Origin of the sequence: Salinarimonas chemoclinalis (assembly GCF_041514305.1) — a bacterium.
GTDB classification, from domain to species: Bacteria; Pseudomonadota; Alphaproteobacteria; order Rhizobiales; family Beijerinckiaceae; genus Salinarimonas; species Salinarimonas chemoclinalis.
The window spans coordinates 45,118-64,590 of sequence record NZ_JBGMWH010000021.1 but is presented as its reverse complement, the minus strand read 5'-3'; the positions used below and the strand labels follow the sequence as shown (position 1 = coordinate 64,590).

The 19,473-nt window shown below is 73.4% G+C and carries 22 protein-coding genes; 11 read left to right on the top strand and 11 right to left on the bottom strand.

All coding sequences use genetic code 11. The annotated features are described in order from the left end of the window. The 6 genes from AB9M23_RS20510 to AB9M23_RS20485 form a co-directional block, all read left to right on the top strand. Window positions 1–1,337 (top strand): coiled-coil domain-containing protein (locus tag AB9M23_RS20510; protein ID WP_504985747.1); only part of this gene is annotated, 1,337 nt, incomplete at its 5' end. Window positions 1,338–1,455: 118 nt separating this feature from the next. Further along, the gene (locus AB9M23_RS20505; protein WP_372426490.1) at window positions 1,456–1,932 is read left to right on the top strand and encodes an AtpZ/AtpI family protein; all 477 of its coding nucleotides are present in this window, start codon (window positions 1,456–1,458) and stop codon (window positions 1,930–1,932) included. A 47-nt stretch (window positions 1,933–1,979) separates the two neighbouring features. Next, window positions 1,980–2,729 (top strand): F0F1 ATP synthase subunit A, encoded by a 750-nt coding sequence (locus AB9M23_RS20500; protein WP_372426489.1) that lies wholly within the window; start codon window positions 1,980–1,982, stop codon window positions 2,727–2,729. Window positions 2,730–2,797: 68 nt separating this feature from the next. Next, window positions 2,798–3,046: a F0F1 ATP synthase subunit C gene (locus tag AB9M23_RS20495; RefSeq protein WP_372426488.1), complete on the top strand. Its 249-nt coding sequence runs from the start codon at window positions 2,798–2,800 to the stop codon at window positions 3,044–3,046. A gap of 109 nt (window positions 3,047–3,155) precedes the next feature. Then, a complete protein-coding gene (locus tag AB9M23_RS20490; protein ID WP_372426487.1) occupies window positions 3,156–3,695 on the top strand; it encodes a F0F1 ATP synthase subunit B family protein in 540 nt (179 codons plus the stop codon). A 10-nt stretch (window positions 3,696–3,705) separates the two neighbouring features. Next, on the top strand, window positions 3,706–4,200 hold the full coding sequence (locus AB9M23_RS20485) for a F0F1 ATP synthase subunit B family protein (protein WP_372426486.1): 495 nt from the start codon (window positions 3,706–3,708) through the stop codon (window positions 4,198–4,200). 91 nt (window positions 4,201–4,291) lie between these two features. Here AB9M23_RS20485 and AB9M23_RS20480 read toward each other — a convergent pair whose 3' ends face one another. Next, on the bottom strand, window positions 4,292–4,708 hold the full coding sequence (locus AB9M23_RS20480; RefSeq protein ID WP_372426485.1) for a MerR family transcriptional regulator: 417 nt from the start codon (window positions 4,706–4,708) through the stop codon (window positions 4,292–4,294). A gap of 89 nt (window positions 4,709–4,797) precedes the next feature. On the opposite strand from AB9M23_RS20480, the gene AB9M23_RS20475 reads away from it, so the two are divergent. Continuing rightward, window positions 4,798–6,912 (top strand): heavy metal translocating P-type ATPase, encoded by a 2,115-nt coding sequence (locus AB9M23_RS20475; RefSeq protein ID WP_372426484.1) that lies wholly within the window; start codon window positions 4,798–4,800, stop codon window positions 6,910–6,912. A 40-nt stretch (window positions 6,913–6,952) separates the two neighbouring features. Here the strand turns inward: AB9M23_RS20475 and AB9M23_RS20470 are convergent, their stop codons facing one another. From AB9M23_RS20470 to AB9M23_RS20460, 3 genes are all read right to left on the bottom strand, one after another. Then, window positions 6,953–7,366, bottom strand: coding sequence for a type II toxin-antitoxin system VapC family toxin (locus tag AB9M23_RS20470; protein ID WP_372426483.1), 414 nt, complete (start codon window positions 7,364–7,366; stop codon window positions 6,953–6,955). Between the two features lie 13 nt (window positions 7,367–7,379). Next, window positions 7,380–7,646 carry a FitA-like ribbon-helix-helix domain-containing protein gene (locus tag AB9M23_RS20465; RefSeq protein ID WP_372426482.1) on the bottom strand — a complete coding sequence of 89 codons (267 nt, stop codon included), beginning with the start codon at window positions 7,644–7,646 and terminating at the stop codon, window positions 7,380–7,382. A 123-nt stretch (window positions 7,647–7,769) separates the two neighbouring features. Continuing rightward, window positions 7,770–8,768, bottom strand: a complete 999-nt coding sequence (locus tag AB9M23_RS20460) for a 2-hydroxyacid dehydrogenase (protein ID WP_372426481.1) — start codon at window positions 8,766–8,768, stop codon at window positions 7,770–7,772. A gap of 143 nt (window positions 8,769–8,911) precedes the next feature. Here AB9M23_RS20460 and AB9M23_RS20455 point away from each other — a divergent pair, with 143 nt between their 5' ends. Continuing rightward, on the top strand, window positions 8,912–9,466 hold the full coding sequence (locus AB9M23_RS20455) for an SH3 domain-containing protein (protein ID WP_372426480.1): 555 nt from the start codon (window positions 8,912–8,914) through the stop codon (window positions 9,464–9,466). A gap of 90 nt (window positions 9,467–9,556) precedes the next feature. Here AB9M23_RS20455 and AB9M23_RS20450 read toward each other — a convergent pair whose 3' ends face one another. After that, window positions 9,557–10,570, bottom strand: coding sequence for a polyprenyl synthetase family protein (locus AB9M23_RS20450; RefSeq protein ID WP_372426479.1), 1,014 nt, complete (start codon window positions 10,568–10,570; stop codon window positions 9,557–9,559). Between the two features lie 115 nt (window positions 10,571–10,685). On the opposite strand from AB9M23_RS20450, the gene AB9M23_RS20445 reads away from it, so the two are divergent. The 3 genes from AB9M23_RS20445 to AB9M23_RS20435 all read left to right on the top strand — a co-directional run bounded on the left by AB9M23_RS20445 (window position 10,686) and on the right by AB9M23_RS20435 (window position 13,042). Continuing rightward, the gene (locus AB9M23_RS20445) at window positions 10,686–10,913 is read left to right on the top strand and encodes a putative signal transducing protein (RefSeq protein ID WP_372426478.1); all 228 of its coding nucleotides are present in this window, start codon (window positions 10,686–10,688) and stop codon (window positions 10,911–10,913) included. Further along, on the top strand, window positions 10,903–11,646 hold the full coding sequence (locus AB9M23_RS20440) for a tRNA1(Val) (adenine(37)-N6)-methyltransferase (protein ID WP_372426477.1): 744 nt from the start codon (window positions 10,903–10,905) through the stop codon (window positions 11,644–11,646). Before AB9M23_RS20445 ends, AB9M23_RS20440 begins: the two co-directional genes overlap by 11 nt. A gap of 88 nt (window positions 11,647–11,734) precedes the next feature. Then, entirely contained in the window at window positions 11,735–13,042 is a 1,308-nt protein-coding gene (locus AB9M23_RS20435; protein ID WP_372426476.1) for an Hsp70 family protein, read from the top strand. A gap of 15 nt (window positions 13,043–13,057) precedes the next feature. On the opposite strand, the gene AB9M23_RS20430 is transcribed toward AB9M23_RS20435, so the two are convergent. The 6 genes from AB9M23_RS20430 to AB9M23_RS20405 form a co-directional block, all read right to left on the bottom strand. Next, complete coding sequence (locus tag AB9M23_RS20430; RefSeq protein ID WP_372426475.1) at window positions 13,058–14,161, bottom strand: cis-3-hydroxy-L-proline dehydratase; 1,104 nt, start codon at window positions 14,159–14,161, stop codon at window positions 13,058–13,060. After that, the gene (locus AB9M23_RS20425) at window positions 14,158–14,883 is read right to left on the bottom strand and encodes a GntR family transcriptional regulator (RefSeq protein ID WP_372426474.1); all 726 of its coding nucleotides are present in this window, start codon (window positions 14,881–14,883) and stop codon (window positions 14,158–14,160) included. Before AB9M23_RS20425 ends, AB9M23_RS20430 begins: the two co-directional genes overlap by 4 nt. Further along, window positions 14,880–15,914: a 4-hydroxyproline epimerase gene (locus AB9M23_RS20420; protein ID WP_372426473.1), complete on the bottom strand. Its 1,035-nt coding sequence runs from the start codon at window positions 15,912–15,914 to the stop codon at window positions 14,880–14,882. The genes AB9M23_RS20425 and AB9M23_RS20420 overlap by 4 nt, the downstream gene beginning before the upstream one ends. A gap of 14 nt (window positions 15,915–15,928) precedes the next feature. Then, on the bottom strand, window positions 15,929–16,858 hold the full coding sequence (locus AB9M23_RS20415) for a dihydrodipicolinate synthase family protein (RefSeq protein WP_372426472.1): 930 nt from the start codon (window positions 16,856–16,858) through the stop codon (window positions 15,929–15,931). A gap of 86 nt (window positions 16,859–16,944) precedes the next feature. After that, window positions 16,945–18,117, bottom strand: a complete 1,173-nt coding sequence (locus AB9M23_RS20410) for a di-heme oxidoredictase family protein (protein WP_372426471.1) — start codon at window positions 18,115–18,117, stop codon at window positions 16,945–16,947. Then, entirely contained in the window at window positions 18,095–19,261 is a 1,167-nt protein-coding gene (locus tag AB9M23_RS20405; RefSeq protein WP_372426470.1) for a cytochrome-c peroxidase, read from the bottom strand. Before AB9M23_RS20405 ends, AB9M23_RS20410 begins: the two co-directional genes overlap by 23 nt. Window positions 19,262–19,473: the final 212 nt, after the last annotated feature.

Sequence of the window (19,473 nt, the reverse complement as noted above, 5' to 3'; positions counted from 1 at the left end):
CGAGCCTCGCCGACGCCGCCGAGCGCGTCGCCGACAGCCTGGAGGAGGCCCGGGAGCGTGCGGAGGACGCCCGCGCGGCGCTCGACGACCTCGCGCCCGCACCCGAGCTCGAGACGGCGCTCGCGGAGGCCCGCGCGCGGGTCGCGGAGTTGCGCGCGGACGCGTCCGAGCGTCGCAGCATCGTCCAGAGCCTGGTCCGCGAGGGGGAGCGCGCACAGGAGCGCCGCCGGGCGCTCCTGGCCGAGATCGCCTCCTGGAGCACCCGCGACGCGCGGGCGCGGGAGAGCGTCGCGGAGATCGCCGAGCGGCTCGAGGCGACGCGCGAGGAGCTCGAGGCCCTGCGCGAGGCGCCGGACGACTTCGCCCTGCGCCGCCGCCGCCTCCTGTCGGAGATCGAGTCCGCCGAGGCCGCGCGCCGCGAGGCCGCCGACCGGCTCGCGGAGGGCGAGCGGCTCTCGGCGCAGGCGGATCGCGACGCCCGCGCCGCGCTGGACGCCCTCTCCGCCGCACGCGAGGCCGCGGCGGGGGCGCAGGCGCGGCGCGAGGCGCTGGAGACCCGGCTCGAGGCCGTTCTCCAGGCGATCCGCGACGCTTTCGAGACGGACGTCGCCGGCCTGCACGCGCTCGCCGGCATCGAGCCCGGCGATCCCCTGCCCGACCAGATGGAGACGGAGGCGAAGCTGCTCTCGCTCAAGGGCGATCGCGAGCGGCTCGGCGCGGTCAACCTGCGCGCCGAGGACGAGCTCGCCGAGATCGAGGGGCGCAAGGGCTCGCTCGCCGCCGAGCGCGACGATCTCGTCGAGGCGATCCGCCGGCTGCGCGGCGCGGTGGCGAGCCTCAACAAGGAGGGCCGCGAGCGGCTGCTGGCCGCCTTTGCGATCGTGAACGGGCATTTCGAGACGCTGTTCACGACGCTGTTCGGCGGCGGCACCGCCGAGCTGACGCTGGTCGATTCGGACGATCCGCTGGAGGCGGGCCTCGAGATCCTGGCGCGGCCCCCGGGCAAGAAGCCGCAGACGATGACGCTGCTCTCGGGCGGCGAGCAGGCGCTGACCGCCACCGCGCTGATCTTCGCGGTGTTCCTGACCAACCCCTCGCCGATCTGCGTCCTCGACGAGGTCGACGCCCCGCTCGACGACGCCAACGTCGAGCGCTACTGCGACCTGCTCGACGGGATGGCGGGCTCGACGCGCACGCGCTTCCTCGTGATCACCCACAACCCCATCACCATGGCGCGGATGGACCGGCTGTTCGGCGTGACGATGGCGGAACGCGGCGTGTCCCAGCTCGTCTCGGTGGACCTGGAGCGCGCCGAGCGCCTGGCGGAGGCGGTGTGAGAGGCTTCCCCGCCGGGCGGGCGGGCTCGGAAGATTTCGCCCGTACGGCGATTTCTATCGTCGTGACAAACACTTAACGCAAGTGCGAGCATCCTTGACAGGGGGGAGGCCCGCACATATGGTGCGCCCGGCTTCAGGGGGCTCTACCTTTCTTCGTCTCGGGCTCCGCACTGGCACGATCATGGGCGATCCCACAGGGCGGAACGACGAGGGCGGCGAGGGGTCGGGCACCGGCGACGAGGCCGATCTGTCCGCGAGGCTGCGCCGTCTCGACACGCGCCTGGGCGATGTCCGCTCCAGGCGCGATCGCGACGTGCGTGCCGGTTCCCGAGCGGCGTCCGACATGTCCGGCCTCGGAAAGGCGCTGCGCTTTTCCGCGGAGTTCATCGCGGGCGTCATCGCGGGTGCCGGCGTCGGCTGGGCGCTGGACCAGGTCGCCGGAACGTCGCCTTGGGGGATGATCGTCGGGCTCGTTCTCGGCTTCTGCGCCGGCATGCTGAACATCATGCGTGCCGCGGGGGAGTTGAATCGCAAGCCGCGCTCGGGTAGGTCCCCGGGCGACGGTGGCGGTGGGCCGGGCGACGGCGCCCGCTGAGGCCGGGATCCGCCGGGTGGACGGCGCTGAACGAGGACTGGAACACGATGGCGAGCCCGGTCGAGCAGTTCGAGATCAAGGAGATCGTCAGCTTCGGCACGATCGGGGACGCGCCCATCGCGTTCACCAATTCCGGGCTCTACATGCTCGTCGTGGTCGGCCTCATCCTCGGCGTGATGAGCGTCGCGACGCGCAACGTGGCGCTCATCCCGAACCGGTGGCAGGCCTTCGGCGAGACGCTCTACGAGTTCGTCGCCAACATGCTGCGCGACGCGGCCGGCAAGGAGGGGATGACCTTCTTCCCGCTCGTCTTCTCGCTGTTCCTGTTCGTGCTCGTCGGCAACCTCGTCGGCATGGTGCCGGGCGCCTTCACCATCACGAGCCACATCATCGTCACCTTCGCTCTGGCGATGGTGGTGATCGGCACGGTGGTGATCTACGGCTTCGCCAAGCACGGCACGCACTTCCTCGGGCTGTTCGTGCCGTCGGGCGTGCCCGGCTGGCTCCTGCCCTTCATCACCCTGATCGAGGTGATCTCCTTCCTCTCCCGCCCGATCTCCTTGAGCCTGCGCCTGTTCGCGAACATGCTCGCCGGCCACATCGCGCTCAAGGTCTTCGCGGGCTTCATCGTCTCGCTGCTCGCCGCCGGCGGCGCCGCGGCGGTGCTCTCGCCGCTGCCGCTCCTGATGACGTTCGCCATGGTCGGCTTCGAGATCTTCGTCGCCGCACTGCAGGCCTACGTCTTCGCGGTGCTCACCTGCATCTACCTGAACGACGCGCTGCACCCCGGGCACTGATCGACCCGGGCGGCGCACTCGTCCCGCACCCCCTCCCCTCTCTCGCCTCTTCGCTCAAGGAGTACGTCATGGAGACCGAAGTCATCACCGCCGCCGGCGACGCCTACAAGTATCTCGGCGCCGGCCTCGCCGCCATCGGCATGGGCCTCGCCGCGATCGGCGTGGGCAACATCTTCGGCAACTTCCTCTCCGGCGCGCTGCGCAACCCGTCGGCGTCCGACGGCCAGTTCGCCCGCGCGTTCATCGGCGCGGCGCTCGCCGAGGGCCTGGGCATCTTCTGCCTCGTCGTCGCGCTCGTCCTGCTCTTCGTCGCGTAAGCGGCCCGCGGCCCGGAGCCTCCCGCGCCGCGGGGGGCCCCTCTCCCGAAGGCACGCGTCGCGCCGGGCCATCCGCGCCCGGCGGGCGCATTGAAAGGGCGTCGACGCCATGGCATCTCCCACGGGGGCAGCGGGCGAGGCAGCCGCATACGGCGGCAGCGCATTCCCGCCTTTCGAGACCAGCACCTTCCCGTCGCAGCTCCTGTGGCTCGCGATCGCGTTCGGGCTGCTCTACTACGTGATGAACCGCGTGATCGTCCCGCGCTTCCACGGCATCGTGGAGACGCGCGAGGTCACCGTCTCGCGCGATCTCGACGCCGCCGCGACCGCCAAGCGCGACGCGGAGGCCGCCGGCACCGCCTACGACGAGGCGCTCGCTTCGGCCAAGGCCAACGCCCAGGCGATCGCCTCGAAGACCCGCGACGCGATGCAGGCGGAGGCCGACGCCAAGCGCAGGGCGCTCGAGGACGACCTCGCCGAGCGGCTCGCCGCCGCCGAGGCGCAGATCGCCGCGCGCAAGGCCGAGGCCATGTCGAACGTCCGCACCATCGCGGAGGAGACGGCGGAAGCCATCGTCGAGCGCATCACCGGCCGGGCGCCCGCGCCGGGCACCGTGTCCGCGGCGCTCGACCGCCGGGCCGCGGGCTGAGGAGAGCGACATGGATTTCCTGGGCTCCACCTACTTCTGGCAGGCGCTGTCCACGATCGCGCTGATCTGGCTGCTCTGGCACTACGAGGTGTTCCACCGCATCGGCGCGGCCCTCGACAAGCGCGGCGAGCGCATCGCCGCCGAGCTCGACGAGGCCCGGCGCCTGCGCGGAGACGCCGAGTCGCTGCTGCGCGAGTACGAGGTCAAGCGCGCGAACGCCGAGAAGGAGGCCGAGGCGATCGTCATGGCCGCCCGCGAGGAGGCCGAGCGCATCCAGGCCGAGGCCGAGGAGCGGTTGAACGCCTTCGTCGCGCGCCGCACCAAGGCGGCCGAGGACAAGATCGCCGCCGCCGAGCAGCAGGCGATGATCGAGGTGCGCGACGCCGCCATCGCAGCGGCCGTCTCCGCCTCCGAGACGGTGCTGCGCGAGCAGGCGAGCGGCCAGGACGGGGAGCGCTTCATGCGCGACGGGCTCGGCCAGATCCGCGGGCATCTCGCGAGCTGAACCGCACCGCACGTCACGACGCGTCACGAACGCCCCGCCGTCCCCCCGGACGGCGGGGCGCTCGCGTTCAGGAGGCGCGACGTCGCCGCGATCAGTGCCGTTCGTGGAGGCAGTGCTGGTGGTCGGCCAGGACCTCGATGATCCGGCACTGCGCCACGGTGCCGTTGTCGCAGGCGAGCATCCCGCGCAGCTCGTCGCGCAGCGCCCCGAGGCGGGCGATGCGGCGCTCGACGTCGGCCAAGTGCGCGCGGGTGATGGCGTGTGCCTCGCCGCAGGCCCGCCGGGGGTCCGACGCCATGGCGAGCAGCGAGCGGATCGCCTCGATGTCGAAGCCGAGGTCGCGGGCGTGGCGTACGAAGCCGAGCCGCGCGAGATGCGCCTCGCCGTAGCGCCGCTGCCCACCCTCGCTGCGCGCCGGCTCCGGCAGGAGGCCGATGCTCTCGTAATATCGGATCGTCGGCACCTTCACGCCGGTGCGCCGGGACAGATCCCCGATCGACAGGACCATGGTCGCGACCCCCTTGAACCTCTAGCGGCTAGAGGAAGTAGCCTGCCCGGCGAATCGGATCAATCGACCGATCGAGCGGGTGGACCAAGATGGACGAGACGCTGCGCTACCGGGTGGACGGCATGGACTGCGCCTCCTGCGCCGCCAAGATCGAGACCGCGCTCGCGCGTATCGAGGGCGTGGACGACATCGCGGTGAGCGCGACCGCCGGCACGCTGCGGATGCGCACGCCGCCGGACGTGCGGGCGGACGCGGAGGCCGCGGTGCGCGCGCTCGGCTTCGGCCTCGCGCCGCTCGCGTCCTCGGACGGCGGCGGGGGCGCCGACGCGGCGGAGCCCGCCTGGTGGGCGACGCCGAAGGCTCGCCTCGCGCTGGCGAGCGCCGCCGGCCTCGTCGTCGCCGCTGTCGTCGGCACGATCGTACCGGAGGTCGCACCCGTCGCCTTCGCGCTCGCGATGCTGATCGGCCTCGTGCCGATCGCGCGGCGCGCGCTCTCCGCCGCCCGCGCCGGCTCGCCCTTCACGATCGAGGCGCTGATGAGCATCGCCGCGATCGGCGCGGTGATCATCGGCGAGGCCGAGGAGGCGGCGATCGTGGTGCTGCTCTTCCTCGTCGGCGAGCTGCTCGAGGGCGTCGCCGCGGGGCGCGCGCGCGCGGGCATCCGCGCCCTCGCGGCGCTCGTGCCGAAGACAGCGCTGCGCGCGCTGCCCGACGGCACGACGCGGACCGTCGCGGCGGACACGCTCGCGCCGGGAGATCTCATCCTGGTGCGCCCCGGCGACCGCATCCCCGCCGACGGCAGCGTCGTCGCCGGCGAGGCCGCGGTCGACGAGGCGCCTGTCACCGGCGAGAGCGTGCCGAAGGCGAAGGGCCCGGGCGCCGGCGTCTTCGCCGGCACGATCGTCACGGACGCCGTGCTCGAGGTGCGCGTGACCGCCGAGCCGCAGGACAGCACGATCGCCCGGGTCGTGCGGCTCGTGGCGGAGGCGCAGGAGGCGAAGGCGCCGATGGAGCGCTTCATCGATCGCTTCGCCCGCGTCTACACGCCGGCGGTGCTCGCCGTGGCCGCCCTCGTCGCGGTGCTGCCGCCGCTCCTCCTCGGCGCCCCGTGGGGGGAGTGGGTCTACAAGGCGCTGGCGCTCCTCCTGATCGGCTGCCCCTGCGCGCTGGTGATCTCCACGCCGGCGGCGATCGCGGCGGGCCTCGCCGCGGGCGCGCGGCGCGGCTTGCTGATCAAGGGCGGGGCCGTGCTTGAGACGCTCGGGCGCGTCGACGCGGTCGCCATCGACAAGACCGGCACGCTCACCAACGGCCGGCCCGTCGTCACCGACGTGGTGGCGCTCGTCGGCTCCGAGGCGGAGGTGCTGGCCGACGCCGCCGCGCTGGAGGCCGCCTCCTCCCACCCGATCGCGCGTGCGGTGCTGGACCGGGCGCGGGAGGCGGGGATCGCGGTGCGGCCGGCGATCGGAGTCATGGCGCTCGGCGGCAAGGGCGTGAAGGGCCGACTCGACCGCCGCGCGCTCTTCCTCGGCGCGCCGAAGGCGGCGGGCGCCATCGCGCCCCTCGACGAGGCGACCCGCGCGCGCATCGCGGCGCTGGAGGGGGAGCGCAAGACCGTCGTCGTCCTCCTCGTCGCCGAGCGCCCCGCCGGCCTGATCGCCGTGCGCGACGAGCCCCGCGCGGACGCCGAGGCCGGCCTGCGGGCGCTGGAGCGGCTCGGCGTCTCGCCGGTCATGCTCACCGGCGACAACGCCGCGACCGCGGCCCGCGTCGCAGCGTCGCTCGGCATCGAGGCCCGCGCCGAGCTCATGCCTCAGGACAAGATGCGCATCGTGCGCGAGATGATGGCCACCGGCCGCACCGTGGCCAAGGTCGGCGACGGCATCAACGACGCCCCCGCCCTCGCCGCGGCGGACGTCGGCATCGCCATGGGCGGCGGCACCGACGTCGCGCTCGAGACCGGCGACGCGGCGGCGCTGGAGGGCCGCGTCCTCGACGTCGCGCGCATGATCCGCCTCTCGCGCGACACGATGGCGAACATCCGCCAGAACATCGCGGTGGCGCTCGGCCTGAAGGCGGTGCTGCTGGTGACCACGCTTCTCGGCATCACCGGCCTGTGGCCCGCGATCCTGGCCGACACCGGCGCGACCGTGCTGGTGACGCTCAACGCGATGCGGCTGCTCGGGGCGGGGAAGCGGGTGTGAAGGCGGGCGGCCGAGCGTGAGCTCCGTGATGCGGCGAATCTCAGAGCCACGGATTCATCACCAACAGACCTGCCGCATCGAATGCACTCGTGTCGCGCGAGGCCACAGCGAACCCATTTGCAGATGCGATCGCTGCTATATAGCCGTCGGGGGTGGGGAAGCCCAATCCAGCCGAGCGCGCCGAGACGGCGAGCACCGCGTAGCGCCGCGCCGCCGACGTATCGAATGGCAGGGTGCGCCCGTCGAACTCGTCCAAGAGGCGATCGATTCGCGCGCGCAGCATGTCCTTCCGCCGGCCATCCGGGAGCGCACCGACGCCGAACAGGAGCTCGGCGACGGCAATGCTGGGCAGGAACAGTGTCTCGGCCGATTGAGCATCGAGCCAAGCGCGTACCGATGGATGAGACGCGGGCTTGACTGCCTCGGAGACGACGTTGGTGTCCAGCAGGATCACGCTGCGCGATCCATCATTCGAACGTCATGGGCTCGGCGGAACGCTTCTCTCGCATCTCGTCGAGAGACTGCTCGAGAGCCTCGACGTCGGCGTTCGTGAGGCCCATCTCGCGGCTGGCGTCCGACAGCGCGGTGCCGAGCAGCAAGCGAACCTCGGGGCGCACGGCGGCCTCGAGGATGGCGCGCATTTCCGCCTCCGTGCTGCGATTGTGACGGGCGGCGCGAACCTTCAGGGCGCGATGGGTCTCGTCGGAGAGGTTGCGAATGGTGACGGCGGCCACGACGGCGTCCTCCAGGCGAACAATGCGATGCTATCAAGCTAGTGCAGGCGATAGCATCCCTTCAAGCCCAGTCGCGGACGAACGCCGGCGAGGCGGGAGATCGCGTCACCGCCCCGACCTCCCTCACAGCATCGACGGCAGCACGCGGTCCGGCGGGCGGTGGCCGTCCATGAAGGTGCGGATGTTGACGATGACCTTCTCGCCCATGTCGACGCGGCCCTCGTGGGTGGCCGAGCCCATGTGCGGCAGGAGCACGACCTTGCCCTGGCGGGCGAGCTTGATCAGGCGGGGGTTCACCGCCGGCTCGTGCTCGAACACGTCGAGGCCCGCGCCGGCGATGGCGCCCTGCTCGATCAGGCGGGCCATGGCGTTCTCGTCGATGATCTCGCCGCGCGCCGTGTTGACGACGATCGCCTCGGGGCGAAGCAACCTGAGATGACGCGCCGACAGGAGGTGGTAGGTCGCCGGCGTGTGCGGGCAGTTGACCGAGACGACGTCCATGCGCGCGAGCATCTGGTCGAGCGAATCCCACCAGGTCGCCTCGAGCTCCTCCTCCAGCGCCGCGGGGACGCGGCGGCGGTTGTGGTAGTGGATCGACAGGCCGAACGCCTTGGCGCGCCGCGCCAGAGCGGTGCCTATGCGGCCCATGCCGATGATGCCGAGCCGCTTGCCGGTGATGCGGTGGCCGAGCATCCAGGTGGGGGACCAGCCCTCGAAGCGCTCCTCGGGGATGACGCGCGCCCCCTCCGCGACCCGCCGCGCCACCGCCAGGATGAGCGCCATCGTCATGTCGGCGGTGTCCTCGGTGAGGACGCCGGGCGTGTTCGTCACGGTGATCCCGCGCGAGAGCGCCGCGCCCACGTCGATGTTGTCGACGCCGTTGCCGAAGTTGGCGACGAGCTTCAGCCGCTCGCCGGACTGGGCCAGGACCGCGGCGTCGATCTCGTCGGTGATCGTGGGCACGAGCACGTCCGCCTCGCGCACGGCGGCGACGAGGTCGGCCTGCGAGAGCGGCGCGTCCGCCACGTTGAGCCGCGTGTCGAAGAGCTCGCGCATGCGCGTCTCGACGACGTCTGGCAGCTTGCGGGTCACGACGACGAGTGGCTTCTTGCGCGCGGGCATCGCTGTCCTCGATTTCGGGCCGCACCGTTCACCGGGTCTTAACCGGGAGCCGGCGATTTGACTCGACGGGCGCGTGCGAGACGCGCTCCCGAAGCCTCTGTACCAGAGGCGCGCGCAAACACAATCCGACGGGAGTTGGACCCTTGTCCACGCGTATCGTCGTCCCCGCCGCCGCGGCGCTCGCCGCGGCCCTCGCCGTCGCCCCCGTTTCCGCCCCGAGCCCCGCCCTCGCCCAGACCACGATCGGCCCGGAGACCCGGCTGCCGCTGCCGCGCTATGTCTCGTTGAAGACCGACAAGGTCAACCTGCGCGCCGGGCCGTCGAAGGACCACGTCACGCGCTGGGTCTTCGAGCGGTCCGGCCTGCCGGTCGAGATCATCGCCGAGTTCGACAATTGGCGGCGCATCCGCGATTCGGACGGCGAGGACGGCTGGGTCTGGCACTCGCTCCTGTCGGGCCGCCGCACCGCCCTCGTCGCCCCGTGGGAGCGCGGCGGCGACCCGCTCGCGCTGCGCGCCCGCGAGAGCGAGGAGGCCGCCGTGGTTGCCCGGCTCGAGCCGGGCGGCGTGGTCGGCGTGCAGCTGTGCTCGGGGGACTGGTGCCGCGTCGTGGCGGACGGGCCCGGACGCTCCGAGATCCCCGGCTATCTCCGCCAGGAGATGCTGTGGGGGGTCTATCCCGGCGAGCGGGTGGACTGAGGTCGACCGGCTCGCGACCGGGGGCAGTCGGGAGAACAGGAGTCTGCGGGGCGCCGGCCGCTGCCCGGAGGCCTGCACCCGGAGCCGGGCTCAGTACGCCCGCGCGATGCAGAACGCGACCGCCTCGACGAGCGCGCGCTTCATCGGCCCGTCCGGGTGGGCGTCGAGGGCGGCGACGGCGCGCCGCCCGTAGTCGCGGGCGCGGGCGACGGTGTCCTCGAGCGCCTTCGTGCGGCGCATGATGCCGAGCGCCTCCTCGAGGTCGCCCTCGCCGATCTCGCCGCGCTCCAGCGTGCGGCGGAAGAAGGCGCGGTCGGCGTCCGTGCCGCGGCGCAGCGACAGCACCACCGGCAGCGTGATCTTGCCCTCGCGGAAGTCGTCGCCGACGTTCTTGCCGAGCGCCGCGGCGGCGCCGCCGTAGTCGAGCGCGTCGTCGACGAGCTGGAAGGCGATGCCGAGCGCCATGCCGTAGGCGCGCGCGGCCCGCGCCTCCGCCTCCGGCCGCCCGGCGATGACGGGGCCGACCTCGCAGGCGGCGCCGAACAGCTCGGCGGTCTTCGCCTCGATGATGCGCAGGTAGGCCTCCTCGCCGGTCTCGAGGTTCTTGGCGGCGGCGAGCTGCATCACCTCGCCCTCGGCGATGATGGCGGCGGCGTCCGACAGGATCTGGAGCGCGCGCAGCGAGCCGACCTCGACCATCATGCGGAAGGCCTGGCCGAGCAGGAAGTCGCCGACGAGCACGCTCGCCTCGTTGCCCCACTTGATCCGCGCCGCCGGCTTGCCGCGGCGCATGTCGCTCTCGTCCACCACGTCGTCGTGGAGCAGCGTGGCCGTGTGCATGAACTCGACGGAGGCGGCGAGCTTGACGTGGCCGTCGCCCTCGTAGCCCGAGAGGATGCCGGTGGCGAGCGTCAGCATCGGCCGCAGCCGCTTGCCGCCCGACGAGATCAGGTGGTTCGCCACCTCCGGGATCATCGCCACGTCCGAGCCCGTACGCGACAGGATCATCTCGTTGACGCGGCCCATGTCCGCGGCCACGAGCGAGACCAGGGACTCGATGCCCGGCTCGGCCCGGTTCTCCTCGAAGGGAAGGACGACTCCCACGCGCGCGACCTCGTCTCTAGCGTCCCGCGACCCGGCCGCGGCTTTACGGCAAGGTCGCACGGGCTATGCTGTGGCGCAACGCGCGGGGTTGACGCAAGAGGGAAACGGGCCGGCGATGATCGAATTGATGCGCACGAACGACGTCGTCACCCTCGGCTACGCCGAATCGCTGCTGCGCGGCGCGGGCTACAACATCTTCGTCGCCGACGGCCACACGAGCGTGATGGAGGGCTCGATCGGCATCATCCAGCGCCGCATCCTCGTCGTCGACGACGAGGCGGACGGCGCGCGCCGCTTCCTGCGCGAGGCCGGGCTCGGCGCCGAGCTCCGCGATGGCCCCTGAGCCGCCCGAGGGCGCGACCCGCGACACGCTGCTCGACGGCCGGGTCGTGCTGTGGCAGCCGGCCCGGGGGCACCGCGCGGGCACCGACGCCGTCCTCCTCGCCGCCGCCGCCGGCCTGCGTCCCGGCGAGGGGCTCGTCGACGTCGGAGCGGGCACCGGCGCGGTCGGGCTGATGGCGGTGTCGTGCGTGCGCGACGCGCGCCTCGTCCTGATCGAGCGCGACCCTGCGCTCGCCGCGCTCGGCGTGCGCAATCTCGCCGAGAACGGCATGAGCGGCCGGGGCATGTCGGTCTGCGCGGACGTACTCGCCGGCCCCCCGATGGCGCCCGGCGGCGCCGACGTGGTCGCGACGAACCCGCCCTATTTCGAGCCGGGCGACGCGCCCGTCTCGCCCGATCCGGCGCGGGCCGCCGCCCACGTGCTCGAGGCCGGCGGCCTCGCCGCCTGGATCGACGCCTGCGCCCGCCTGATGCGCCGGCGCGGCCGGCTCGCGCTGATCCAGCGCGCGGACAAGCTCCCCGCCTGCCTCGCCGCGCTCGCGCCGGGCTTCGGCGCCATCCGCGTGACGCCGGTCCATCCCCGCGCCGACGCCGATGCGACGCGCGTCGTGATCACCGCGATCAAGGAGGCCCGCACCCCGGCGAGCCTGGCGCCGGCCTTCGTGCTGCACGGGCCGGACGGCCGCTTCACCGAGCGGGCGGAGCGGGCGCATCGCGAGGGGGATTGGGAGTAGCCGCGCTTTCGCGCTTGCCACGCGGCGCGATCGCCCGTAGACCGCCCGGCTCCCGAACTCCCGTATTGCCCGAGCCCCGGAGCCCTCCATGGTCGAGCGCGTCGCGATCGGCGTCGATTTCGGCACGACGAACACCGTCGTCGCCCTCGCGCGCGCGGGCGAGCCCGTGCGCGCGCTGCCCTTCGCGCAGCCCGAGGGGCTGTCCGACATCTACCGCTCGGTGCTCGCCTTCGAGAAGGTCGCGGCCGGCGGCGGGCCGACCGTGATCTCGCACGCGGCGGGCGCGGCGATCCGGGCGTTCCTGACGAGCGCCTTCGAGTTGCGCTTCATCCAGTCCTTCAAGAGCCACGTCGCGAGCAAGATCTTCCACGACACGCGCATCTTCACGCGCCGGTACCGCTTCGAGGATCTGCTCGGCGAGTTCCTGCGGCTCGCGATCGCCGATGCCGGCGGGGCGCTCGACGTGCCGCCCGCGCGGGTCGTCGCCGGGCGCCCGGTGGCCTTCGTGGGGGCGCAGCCCGACGAGGCGCTGGCGATCCGCCGCTACGCCGCGGGCTACCGGCAGGCCGGCCTGCCCGAGCCGGCCTACGTCTACGAGCCCGTGGGCGCGGCGTTCTGGTACGCGAGCCGGCTCGCCCGAGACGCGACGGTGCTCGTCGCGGACTTCGGCGGCGGCACGAGCGACTTCTCGCTGATCCGCTTCGAGCGCCGGGCGGGCGTCGTGCACGCGACGCCGGTCGGCCACGCCGGTCTCGGGCTCGCGGGCGACGCCTTCGACTACCGCATCATCGACGCGGTGATCTCGCCCGCCTTGGGCAAGGGCGGGCGCTACCGATCGATGGACAAGATCCTGCCGATGCCGGTGCATTTCTACGCCAGCTTCGCCAAGTGGCACCAGCTGGCGCTGCTCAAGTCCCGCGAGACGATCGCCGAGCTCGAGGAGATCGAGCGCGCGGCGCTCGAGCCCGAGAAGATCCGCGCCTTCCTGGAGATCATCCGCAACGATCAGGGCTTCGCGATCTACCGGGCGGTGACCGACGCCAAGGTGGCGCTCTCCGCCGCCGAGGCCGTGCCCTTCCGCCTGCGGCTCGGCGGGCTCGACATCGACCGGACGCTCACCCGCGCCGCGTTCGAGGGCTGGATCGCCGACGACCTCGCGCGCATCGCGGCGACGGTCGACGCTCTGCTCGCGGAGAGTGCCCTCGCGCCGGAGGAGGTCGACACGGTCTTCCTCACCGGCGGCACGGCCTACGTGCCCGCCGTGCGCGCGCTGTTCGAGCGCCGCTTCGGCGCGGAGCGGATCGGCGAGGGCGACAATTTCCAGTCCGTCGCCTACGGGCTCGCGCTGGTGGGGCTCGAGGGGGACATGGGGCCGTGGCTGGCGCGGCCGGCGTGAGGCGCGTGCGCCGCCTCAGCGGATCTCGAGCACCGGGTCGCCGAGCACGTCGAGGCGCGGCGTCACGCCGAGCCCCGGCCGGTCGGGCGCCGTCATCGTCCCGCCCGTGCGCTGCGGCGCGCCCTCGGCGATGGAGACCGTGACGTAGCTGTTGAAGTCCGTGGCGGAATAGCAGAGCTCGGCCGGGGTCGAGCGGGCGAGGTGCGCGATCGCGGCGGTGACGATGTCGCCGCCCCAGGTGTCCTCGATCGTCATCGGCATCCCCGCCGCGATGCAGGCGTCGCGCACGAGCCGCGCCTTGGTCAGGCCGCCGACCTTGGAGATCTTCAGGTTGATCGCGTCCGCCGCGTCCTCCGCCAGCACCCGCAGCAGCGTATCGAAGCCGGTCACCACCTCGTCGAGCACGAAGGGCAGGGGCGTGCGGCGGCGGATCGAGAGGCACTCCTCGAAGCTCGCGCAGGGCTGCTCGATCGCCACGTCGAGATCCGCCACCGCCGCGACGACCCGCGCCGCCTCCGGCCGGGTCCAGCCGGTATTGGCGTCGCAGACGAGGAGTTCGCCCCGGTCGAGCACCGCGCGGCAGGCGCGGATGCGGGCGACGTCGGTCTCGACGTCGCCGCCGACCTTGAGCTGGAAGCGGGTGTACCCCTCCGCGCGATAGGCCGCCACGGATCGCGCCATGGCGTCCGGCGCGTCCTGCGAGATGGCGCGGTAGAGCACGACCTCGTCCTGCTCGGCGCCGCCGAGGAGCCGGTAGACCGGCAGGCCCGCCGCCTTGCCGAGGATGTCCCAGCAGGCGATGTCGATCGGCGCCTTGACGTAGGGGTGCCCGCGCAGCGCCGCGTCCATGCGCCGGTTGAGCGTTCCCAGGTCGCGCGGGTCGAGGCCGATGAGCGCGGGCCCGATCTCCGCGAGCCCGGCGCGCACGCCCCCCGCATAGGCCGGCAGGTAGGCCGAGCCGAGCGGGCAGCATTCGGCGAAGCCGGTGATGCCGGCGTCGGTCTCGACGGCGACGACGGTCGAGTCGAACACCTCGACGAAATTGTCGTTCGACCAGCCGTAGCGGCCCTCCTTCAGCGGCAGGTCGACCCGCCAGGCCTCGATGGCGGTGATCCTCATGCGGGTCTCCCGGTTTCGTCGTTCGCGGCGAGCAGCGCGAGGAGGTCCTCGCGCGCGCCGTCGATGTGCGCGGCGAGCAGCGCGCAGGCCTGGGCGAACGCGCCCTCGCGGCACAGATCGACCAGCGCCGCGTGCTCCGCCTCCGCCCGCGCGAGCCGGTCCCCGTTCCTGTCCGCGTGGGCGAGCTGGATGCGGGTGTAGCGATCCGCGCTCGCCAGCAGCGTCGTGACGATGCCGGCGGTGCGCGGCTGGCCGGCATGGGCGTAGAGGCGCAGGTGGAGCGTGGTGTTGAGCATGCCCCAGCGGCTCGGATCGTGCGCGCGCATCCGCGCCCCGTACTCCGCGAGGATCGCGTCGAGCGCGGCGAAGTCGCCCAGCGTCAGGAGCGGTGCGGAGCGGGCGAGGAGGCGGGGCTCGAGCAGAGCCCGCAGCGCGAAGAGCTCGTCCGCCTCCGCCGCCGAGAGCGCGCAGACGACCGCGCCGCGGTGCGGCTTGATCGTCACGAGCCCCTCCGCCTCGAGCTGGACGAGGGCCTCGCGGATCGGGATGCGCGAGGCGCCGAGCTCGGCGGCGAGCGCGTCCTGGCGCAGCGCGAAGCCGCCGGGGTACTCCCCCGAGAGGATGCGCCGGCGCAGCGCCTCGGCGGCGCGCGCGGCGATGGTGCGCTGGCCGAGCGGGTCGGCCAGCGGATCCGCCGATGTGTCTGCGACGCCGGCGCTCACGAGGGCGTCCCGTCGCCGGGCGCGGCGTCCGCGACGGAGAAGCCGGCGACGAACGGGTCGCGGTCGTCGAGCGTGATCGTGTTCTGCCCCGTCGCCCGCGCCCAGCCCTCGATCGAGGGCACGATGGCGTCGTGATCGCCGACGCGGGTGCGCCCCTCGATCCGGCCGACGAAGGTCGAGCCGATGATGCTCTCGTGCACGAAGTCCTCGCCCTCCGCCAGCCGCCCGGTGGCGGCGAGCTGCGCCATGCGCGCCGAGGTGCCGGTGCCGCAGGGCGAACGGTCGATCGCCTTGTCGCCGTAGAAGACCGCGTTGCGCGCGCTTCCCCCGGGGGTGCGCGCGCGGCCGGTCCAGAGCACGTGGGTGAGCCGGTCGATCGCCGGGTTCTCCGGATGCGCGATGGCGTGGCGCGCGTTGAAGGCGGCGCGCAGGCGCGGGCTCAGCCGCAGGATGTCGGAGGGCTGGAGGTCGACGAGATCGCCGTAGCCGGGCTGCGGCTCGACGATGGCGTAGAAGTTGCCGCCGTAGGCGACGTCCACGTTCAGCGTCCCGAAGCCCTCGACGGCGACCTCGAAGCCGCGCCCGAGCAGGAACGAGGGCACGTTCGTCAGCCGCACGGAGGCGACGAACGGGCCGTCCATGACGTAGCGCGCCTCGACGAGGCCCGCCGGCGTGTCGAGGCGCAGCACGCCCGGCTCGCGGGGCGTGACGAGGCCGTGCTCGACGATCGTCGTCACGGTGCCGATCGTGCCGTGGCCGCACATCGGCAGGCAGCCGGTGGTCTCGATGAAGAGCAGGCCGACGTCGCAATCCGCCCGCGTCGGCGGGTAGAGGATCGTGCCCGACATCAGGTCGTGCCCGCGCGGCTCGAACATCAGCCCGGTGCGGATGAAGTCGAACTCCGCCAGGAAGTGCTGGCGGCGCGCGAACATGGTCGCGCCCTCGAGGGGCGGCACGCTGCCGCCGGCGACGACGCGCACGGGATTGCCGCAGGTGTGGCCGTCGATGCAGAAGAAGGTGTGGCGCGCCATCCTCGCCGCTCCGCTCAGGCCGCGGCGCCGAGGCCGACGTCGGGGAGCGCCGGCCGGCTCGCGAGCGCGGTCCGCATCAGCGCCTCGACCTCCGCACGCTCCTCGGGCGTCAGCGGCAGGCGCGGCGGGCGCGTGCGGTCGCTGCCGCGCCCGGCGATGTGCTCGCAGGCCTTGATGCACTGCACGAGGTCCGCCCGGGCATCGAGGTGGAGGAGCGGCATGAACCATTCGTAGAGCGGCATCGCCTCCGCGATGCGCCCCTCCCGCGCGAGCCGGAACAGCGTCTCGCCCTCCTTCGGGAACACGTTCGAGAGGCCCGACACCCAGCCGACGGCGCCGAGCACCACGCTCTCGAGCACGGTGTCGTCGAGCCCCGCGAAGAGGACGAACCGGTCGCCGGCGAGGTTGCGCAGGTCGACGAAGCGGCGCGTGTCGCCCGACGATTCCTTGAAGGCGACCACGGTCTCGCAATCGGCGAGCGAGGCGAGGATGTCGGGCGTGACGTCGTTCCGGTAGATCGGCGGATTGTTGTAGACCATCATCGGCAAGTCGACGGCGGTCGCCACGCCCCGGAAGTGCGCCGCGGTCTCGAAGGGCTTGGCCGAATAGACGAGCGCGGGCATCACCATGATGCCGTCGACGCCGGCGCGGTGCGCCTCCCGCGCGGTCTCGACGGCGAAGGGCGTGGTGAACTCGGCGACGCCGGCGATCACCGGCACCCGGCCGCCGGCGGCGTCCCTGGCGATCTCCATGATCTCGCGCTTCTCCGAGAGCGTCAGCGAGCAGTTCTCGCCCACCGTGCCCCCGACGATGAGCCCCGACACCCCGTCCGCGACGAGCGCGGCGATCACGCGGTGCGTCGCCGCACGATCGAGGGAGAAATCCTCCCGAAACTGCGTCGTCACCGCGGGAAACACCCCGCCCCACCCGATCCGCCCCGCCATGACCGTCCTCGCGCTCCGATCCCGAGGAGACGAGTGGATTGTATAAAATGTACGATGTCAAGGGTTCGCGCGCGGGCAAGCCGCCCCTACAGCCTCTCGACGAACGCCAGCAGCCGCTCCCGGTCCTCCGCGGCGAGCCCGTCGAACGCGGCGCGGGCGCGGGCGGCCTCGCCCCCGTGGGCCGCGATCGCCTCGGCGACGGTGGCGGCGCGGCCGTCGTGGAGGAGGCCCGCGCCGTCGGCGAGGGCGCGCGAGAGACCCCAGAGGGGGGCGGTGCGCCATTCGGTGGGAGCGATGCCCGGCTCGGTGGCGCCGCCGTCGAGGCCGGGGCCGAGGTCGTGGACGAGGAGGTTCGTGTAGGCGCGCACCGGGCCGTCGGGGGTCGGTAGAGCCGGCACGTGGCAGGCGGCGCAGCCGGCCTGCGCGAACAGCGCTGCGCCGACGGGGTCGGGCTCCGGCGCCGGCGGGGGCGGGACGGCGGCGAGGTAGGCGGCGACGAGGGCGACGATCTCGTCGGCGATCTCCGGCGTCTGCGCGTCGCCGCCGTGGGGCGCCGCGCGGCAGGCGGGGTCCGGGCAGTCGCCCTCCGGCGCCGGGCGACGGGTGGTGGACATGCCGAGGTCGGTGGCGAAGGCGATCGCGGTCATCTCGGCGAGGTCGCGCGCCTGCGCCTTGTGGCCGAAGCGGCCGACGAAGCGGCCGGAGATGCCGTCGCCGTCCGCGTCGTCCGGGTCCGCCGCGGCGGCGAGAAGGGCGTCCGGCACCGCCTCGAGCCGGCCGAGCCCGCGCAGGGCCGGCGCGATCCGCCCGCCCGTGCGGGTCGTCGCGGCGAGGGGGCCGCGGGCGAGCGCGTGGGGCGCGAACCCCTCTCGCGTGCGCCGCACGAGCCCGTCGGGCGCGAAGCCCGGCACGGCGGCGGTCTGGATCTGCGTGCCGTAGGCCGGGTCCGGCCGCCCGGCCGCGTCCGAGAGGCGCAGCACCAGCGTCTCGCCCGTCACCACGCCGTCGGCACCGACCCGCGTCGGCGCGCGCACGAGGCCGACGTGGCAGGAGACGCAGGCGCGCGCGTTGAACAGCGGCCCGAGCCCGTCGTTCGCCTTCGTGGAGGACGGGGCGGGCACCCAGGCGCGCTCGAAGAGTGCCTCCCCGAGCACGCGGGACATCCGGTCGTCGGCGGCGTCAGCGGCGGCAGGGAGGGCGAGGAGGATACCGACGGCGAGCGCCGCCGTGGCGCGGCTAGTCCTCCAGCAGCGGCTCATAGCGGTCGTCCGTGAGCGTCTTCAGGAAGGCGACGAGGGCGTCGATGCGCTGGTCGTCCAGCGCGGGGCCGTGCTCCAGCTCCTCCAGCGCGAGCGTGCCGGGGTGCGGCGGCGGGCCGAAGGGGGCGCCGGTCTCGGGGTTGATGCGCCGGCGCTCGGAGCGGGTGTTGTACGTGTTGTAGAAGAGGATCACCGTGCGCAGGTCCCGGAAGACGCCGTTGTGCATGTAGGGGCCGGTGACGGCGACGTTCCTCAAGGTCGGCGTGCGGAACCTCCCCTCCTGCGCGGGGTCCCCCGCGGCGGCCGGGTTCTCGCCGAGGCCCGCGTCCTCCGCGAGGTCCGGATGCGCCGGCGTGCCGACATTGTGGTAGCGGTGGTCGGTGAAGGTCTCGCGCGGGTCGCGCAGCCCGCCGTCGCCGAGATGGCACAGCGCGCAATTGGTGAACTGCTGCGAGAAGAACAGCACCCGGCCGAGCTCCTCGAGGTCGGTCAGCTCGGCCTCACCGGCGAGCCAGCGGTCGTAGCGCGCGGAGTAGGGCGCGAAGGTCTCGGTGCGCTCGAAGGCGGCGATCGCCTGGCCGATCACGTTGAACCCGCGCTGCGGATCGCCGAGGACGCCGGGCGCGAAATGCGCGTCGAAGGCCGCTTCGTAGGCCGGGTCGGCGCGGATGGCGGCGACGACGGCGGCCTCGTCGGCCATCTGCATCTCGGCGGCGTCGAGCATCGGCCCGCCGGCCTGGGCGGCGAGGTCGGCGGCGCGCCCGTCGTGGAACAGGCCGCCGCGGAAGCCCTCCGCGTCGCGGTGGAAGGCCGGGATCTCGGACGCGTAGGTCAGCGTCGGCGCGTTGCGCCGCCCCGTCGAGACCGCGTCCGCCCCCAGCGATACGGCGCCCCCGAGCGCGTCCTCGCGCGGATCGGCGAAGCCGGCGGCGGGGTCGTGGCAGGTGGCGCAGGACTGCGTGCCGCTCGCCGAGAGGCGCGAATCGAAGAACAGCGCCTCGCCGAGCGCGGCGGGGGAGGCGTAGGCGAGGGTCGGCTCGGCCGGCGTGCCGGAGGCCCGTGCCGACGCGACGACGCTCCCGGCCGCGAGGGCGGCCAGGAGCGCGAGCAACGGGTAGCGTCGGCGCGACGTCGCGTGCGGCATGATCCTCCTCGGTCTCTCTTCCGCCCCGGCTCGCCGCCTGCCGATTTCGGCTCCGCCGAAGCGCGCCTTTCGGCGCACCCCCTCCGTCTCGTCGCCTTCTGCGCCGATCCACCTCCCCCGATGGGGGAGGAGCGCGCTCCCGCCCCTTCGGGGCGGGGACGATCCGCGAAGCGGATCAGGGGCGGGGTCCCGCTGCGCGCCGTGCGCCGATT

Excerpts from the sequence above, each read along its gene's own strand:
- AB9M23_RS20505 (WP_372426490.1), top strand. The coding sequence starts at position 1,456 with ATGGTGCGCCCGGCTTCAGGGGGCTCTACCTTTCTTCGTCTCGGGCTC.
- AB9M23_RS20405 (WP_372426470.1), bottom strand. The coding sequence starts at position 19,261 with ATGCCGCACGCGACGTCGCGCCGACGCTACCCGTTGCTCGCGCTCCTG.
- AB9M23_RS20495 (WP_372426488.1), top strand. The coding sequence starts at position 2,798 with ATGGAGACCGAAGTCATCACCGCCGCCGGCGACGCCTACAAGTATCTC.
- AB9M23_RS20460 (WP_372426481.1), bottom strand. The coding sequence starts at position 8,768 with ATGCCCGCGCGCAAGAAGCCACTCGTCGTCGTGACCCGCAAGCTGCCA.
- AB9M23_RS20475 (WP_372426484.1), top strand. The coding sequence starts at position 4,798 with ATGGACGAGACGCTGCGCTACCGGGTGGACGGCATGGACTGCGCCTCC.
- AB9M23_RS20410 (WP_372426471.1), bottom strand. The coding sequence starts at position 18,117 with ATGAGCCGCTGCTGGAGGACTAGCCGCGCCACGGCGGCGCTCGCCGTC.
- AB9M23_RS20485 (WP_372426486.1), top strand. The coding sequence starts at position 3,706 with ATGGATTTCCTGGGCTCCACCTACTTCTGGCAGGCGCTGTCCACGATC.
- AB9M23_RS20430 (WP_372426475.1), bottom strand. The coding sequence starts at position 14,161 with ATGAGGATCACCGCCATCGAGGCCTGGCGGGTCGACCTGCCGCTGAAG.
- AB9M23_RS20440 (WP_372426477.1), top strand. The coding sequence starts at position 10,903 with ATGGCCCCTGAGCCGCCCGAGGGCGCGACCCGCGACACGCTGCTCGAC.
- AB9M23_RS20480 (WP_372426485.1), bottom strand. The coding sequence starts at position 4,708 with ATGGTCCTGTCGATCGGGGATCTGTCCCGGCGCACCGGCGTGAAGGTG.
- AB9M23_RS20420 (WP_372426473.1), bottom strand. The coding sequence starts at position 15,914 with ATGGCGCGCCACACCTTCTTCTGCATCGACGGCCACACCTGCGGCAAT.
- AB9M23_RS20445 (WP_372426478.1), top strand. The coding sequence starts at position 10,686 with ATGATCGAATTGATGCGCACGAACGACGTCGTCACCCTCGGCTACGCC.
- AB9M23_RS20415 (WP_372426472.1), bottom strand. The coding sequence starts at position 16,858 with ATGGCGGGGCGGATCGGGTGGGGCGGGGTGTTTCCCGCGGTGACGACG.
- AB9M23_RS20490 (WP_372426487.1), top strand. The coding sequence starts at position 3,156 with ATGGCATCTCCCACGGGGGCAGCGGGCGAGGCAGCCGCATACGGCGGC.
- AB9M23_RS20435 (WP_372426476.1), top strand. The coding sequence starts at position 11,735 with ATGGTCGAGCGCGTCGCGATCGGCGTCGATTTCGGCACGACGAACACC.
- AB9M23_RS20500 (WP_372426489.1), top strand. The coding sequence starts at position 1,980 with ATGGCGAGCCCGGTCGAGCAGTTCGAGATCAAGGAGATCGTCAGCTTC.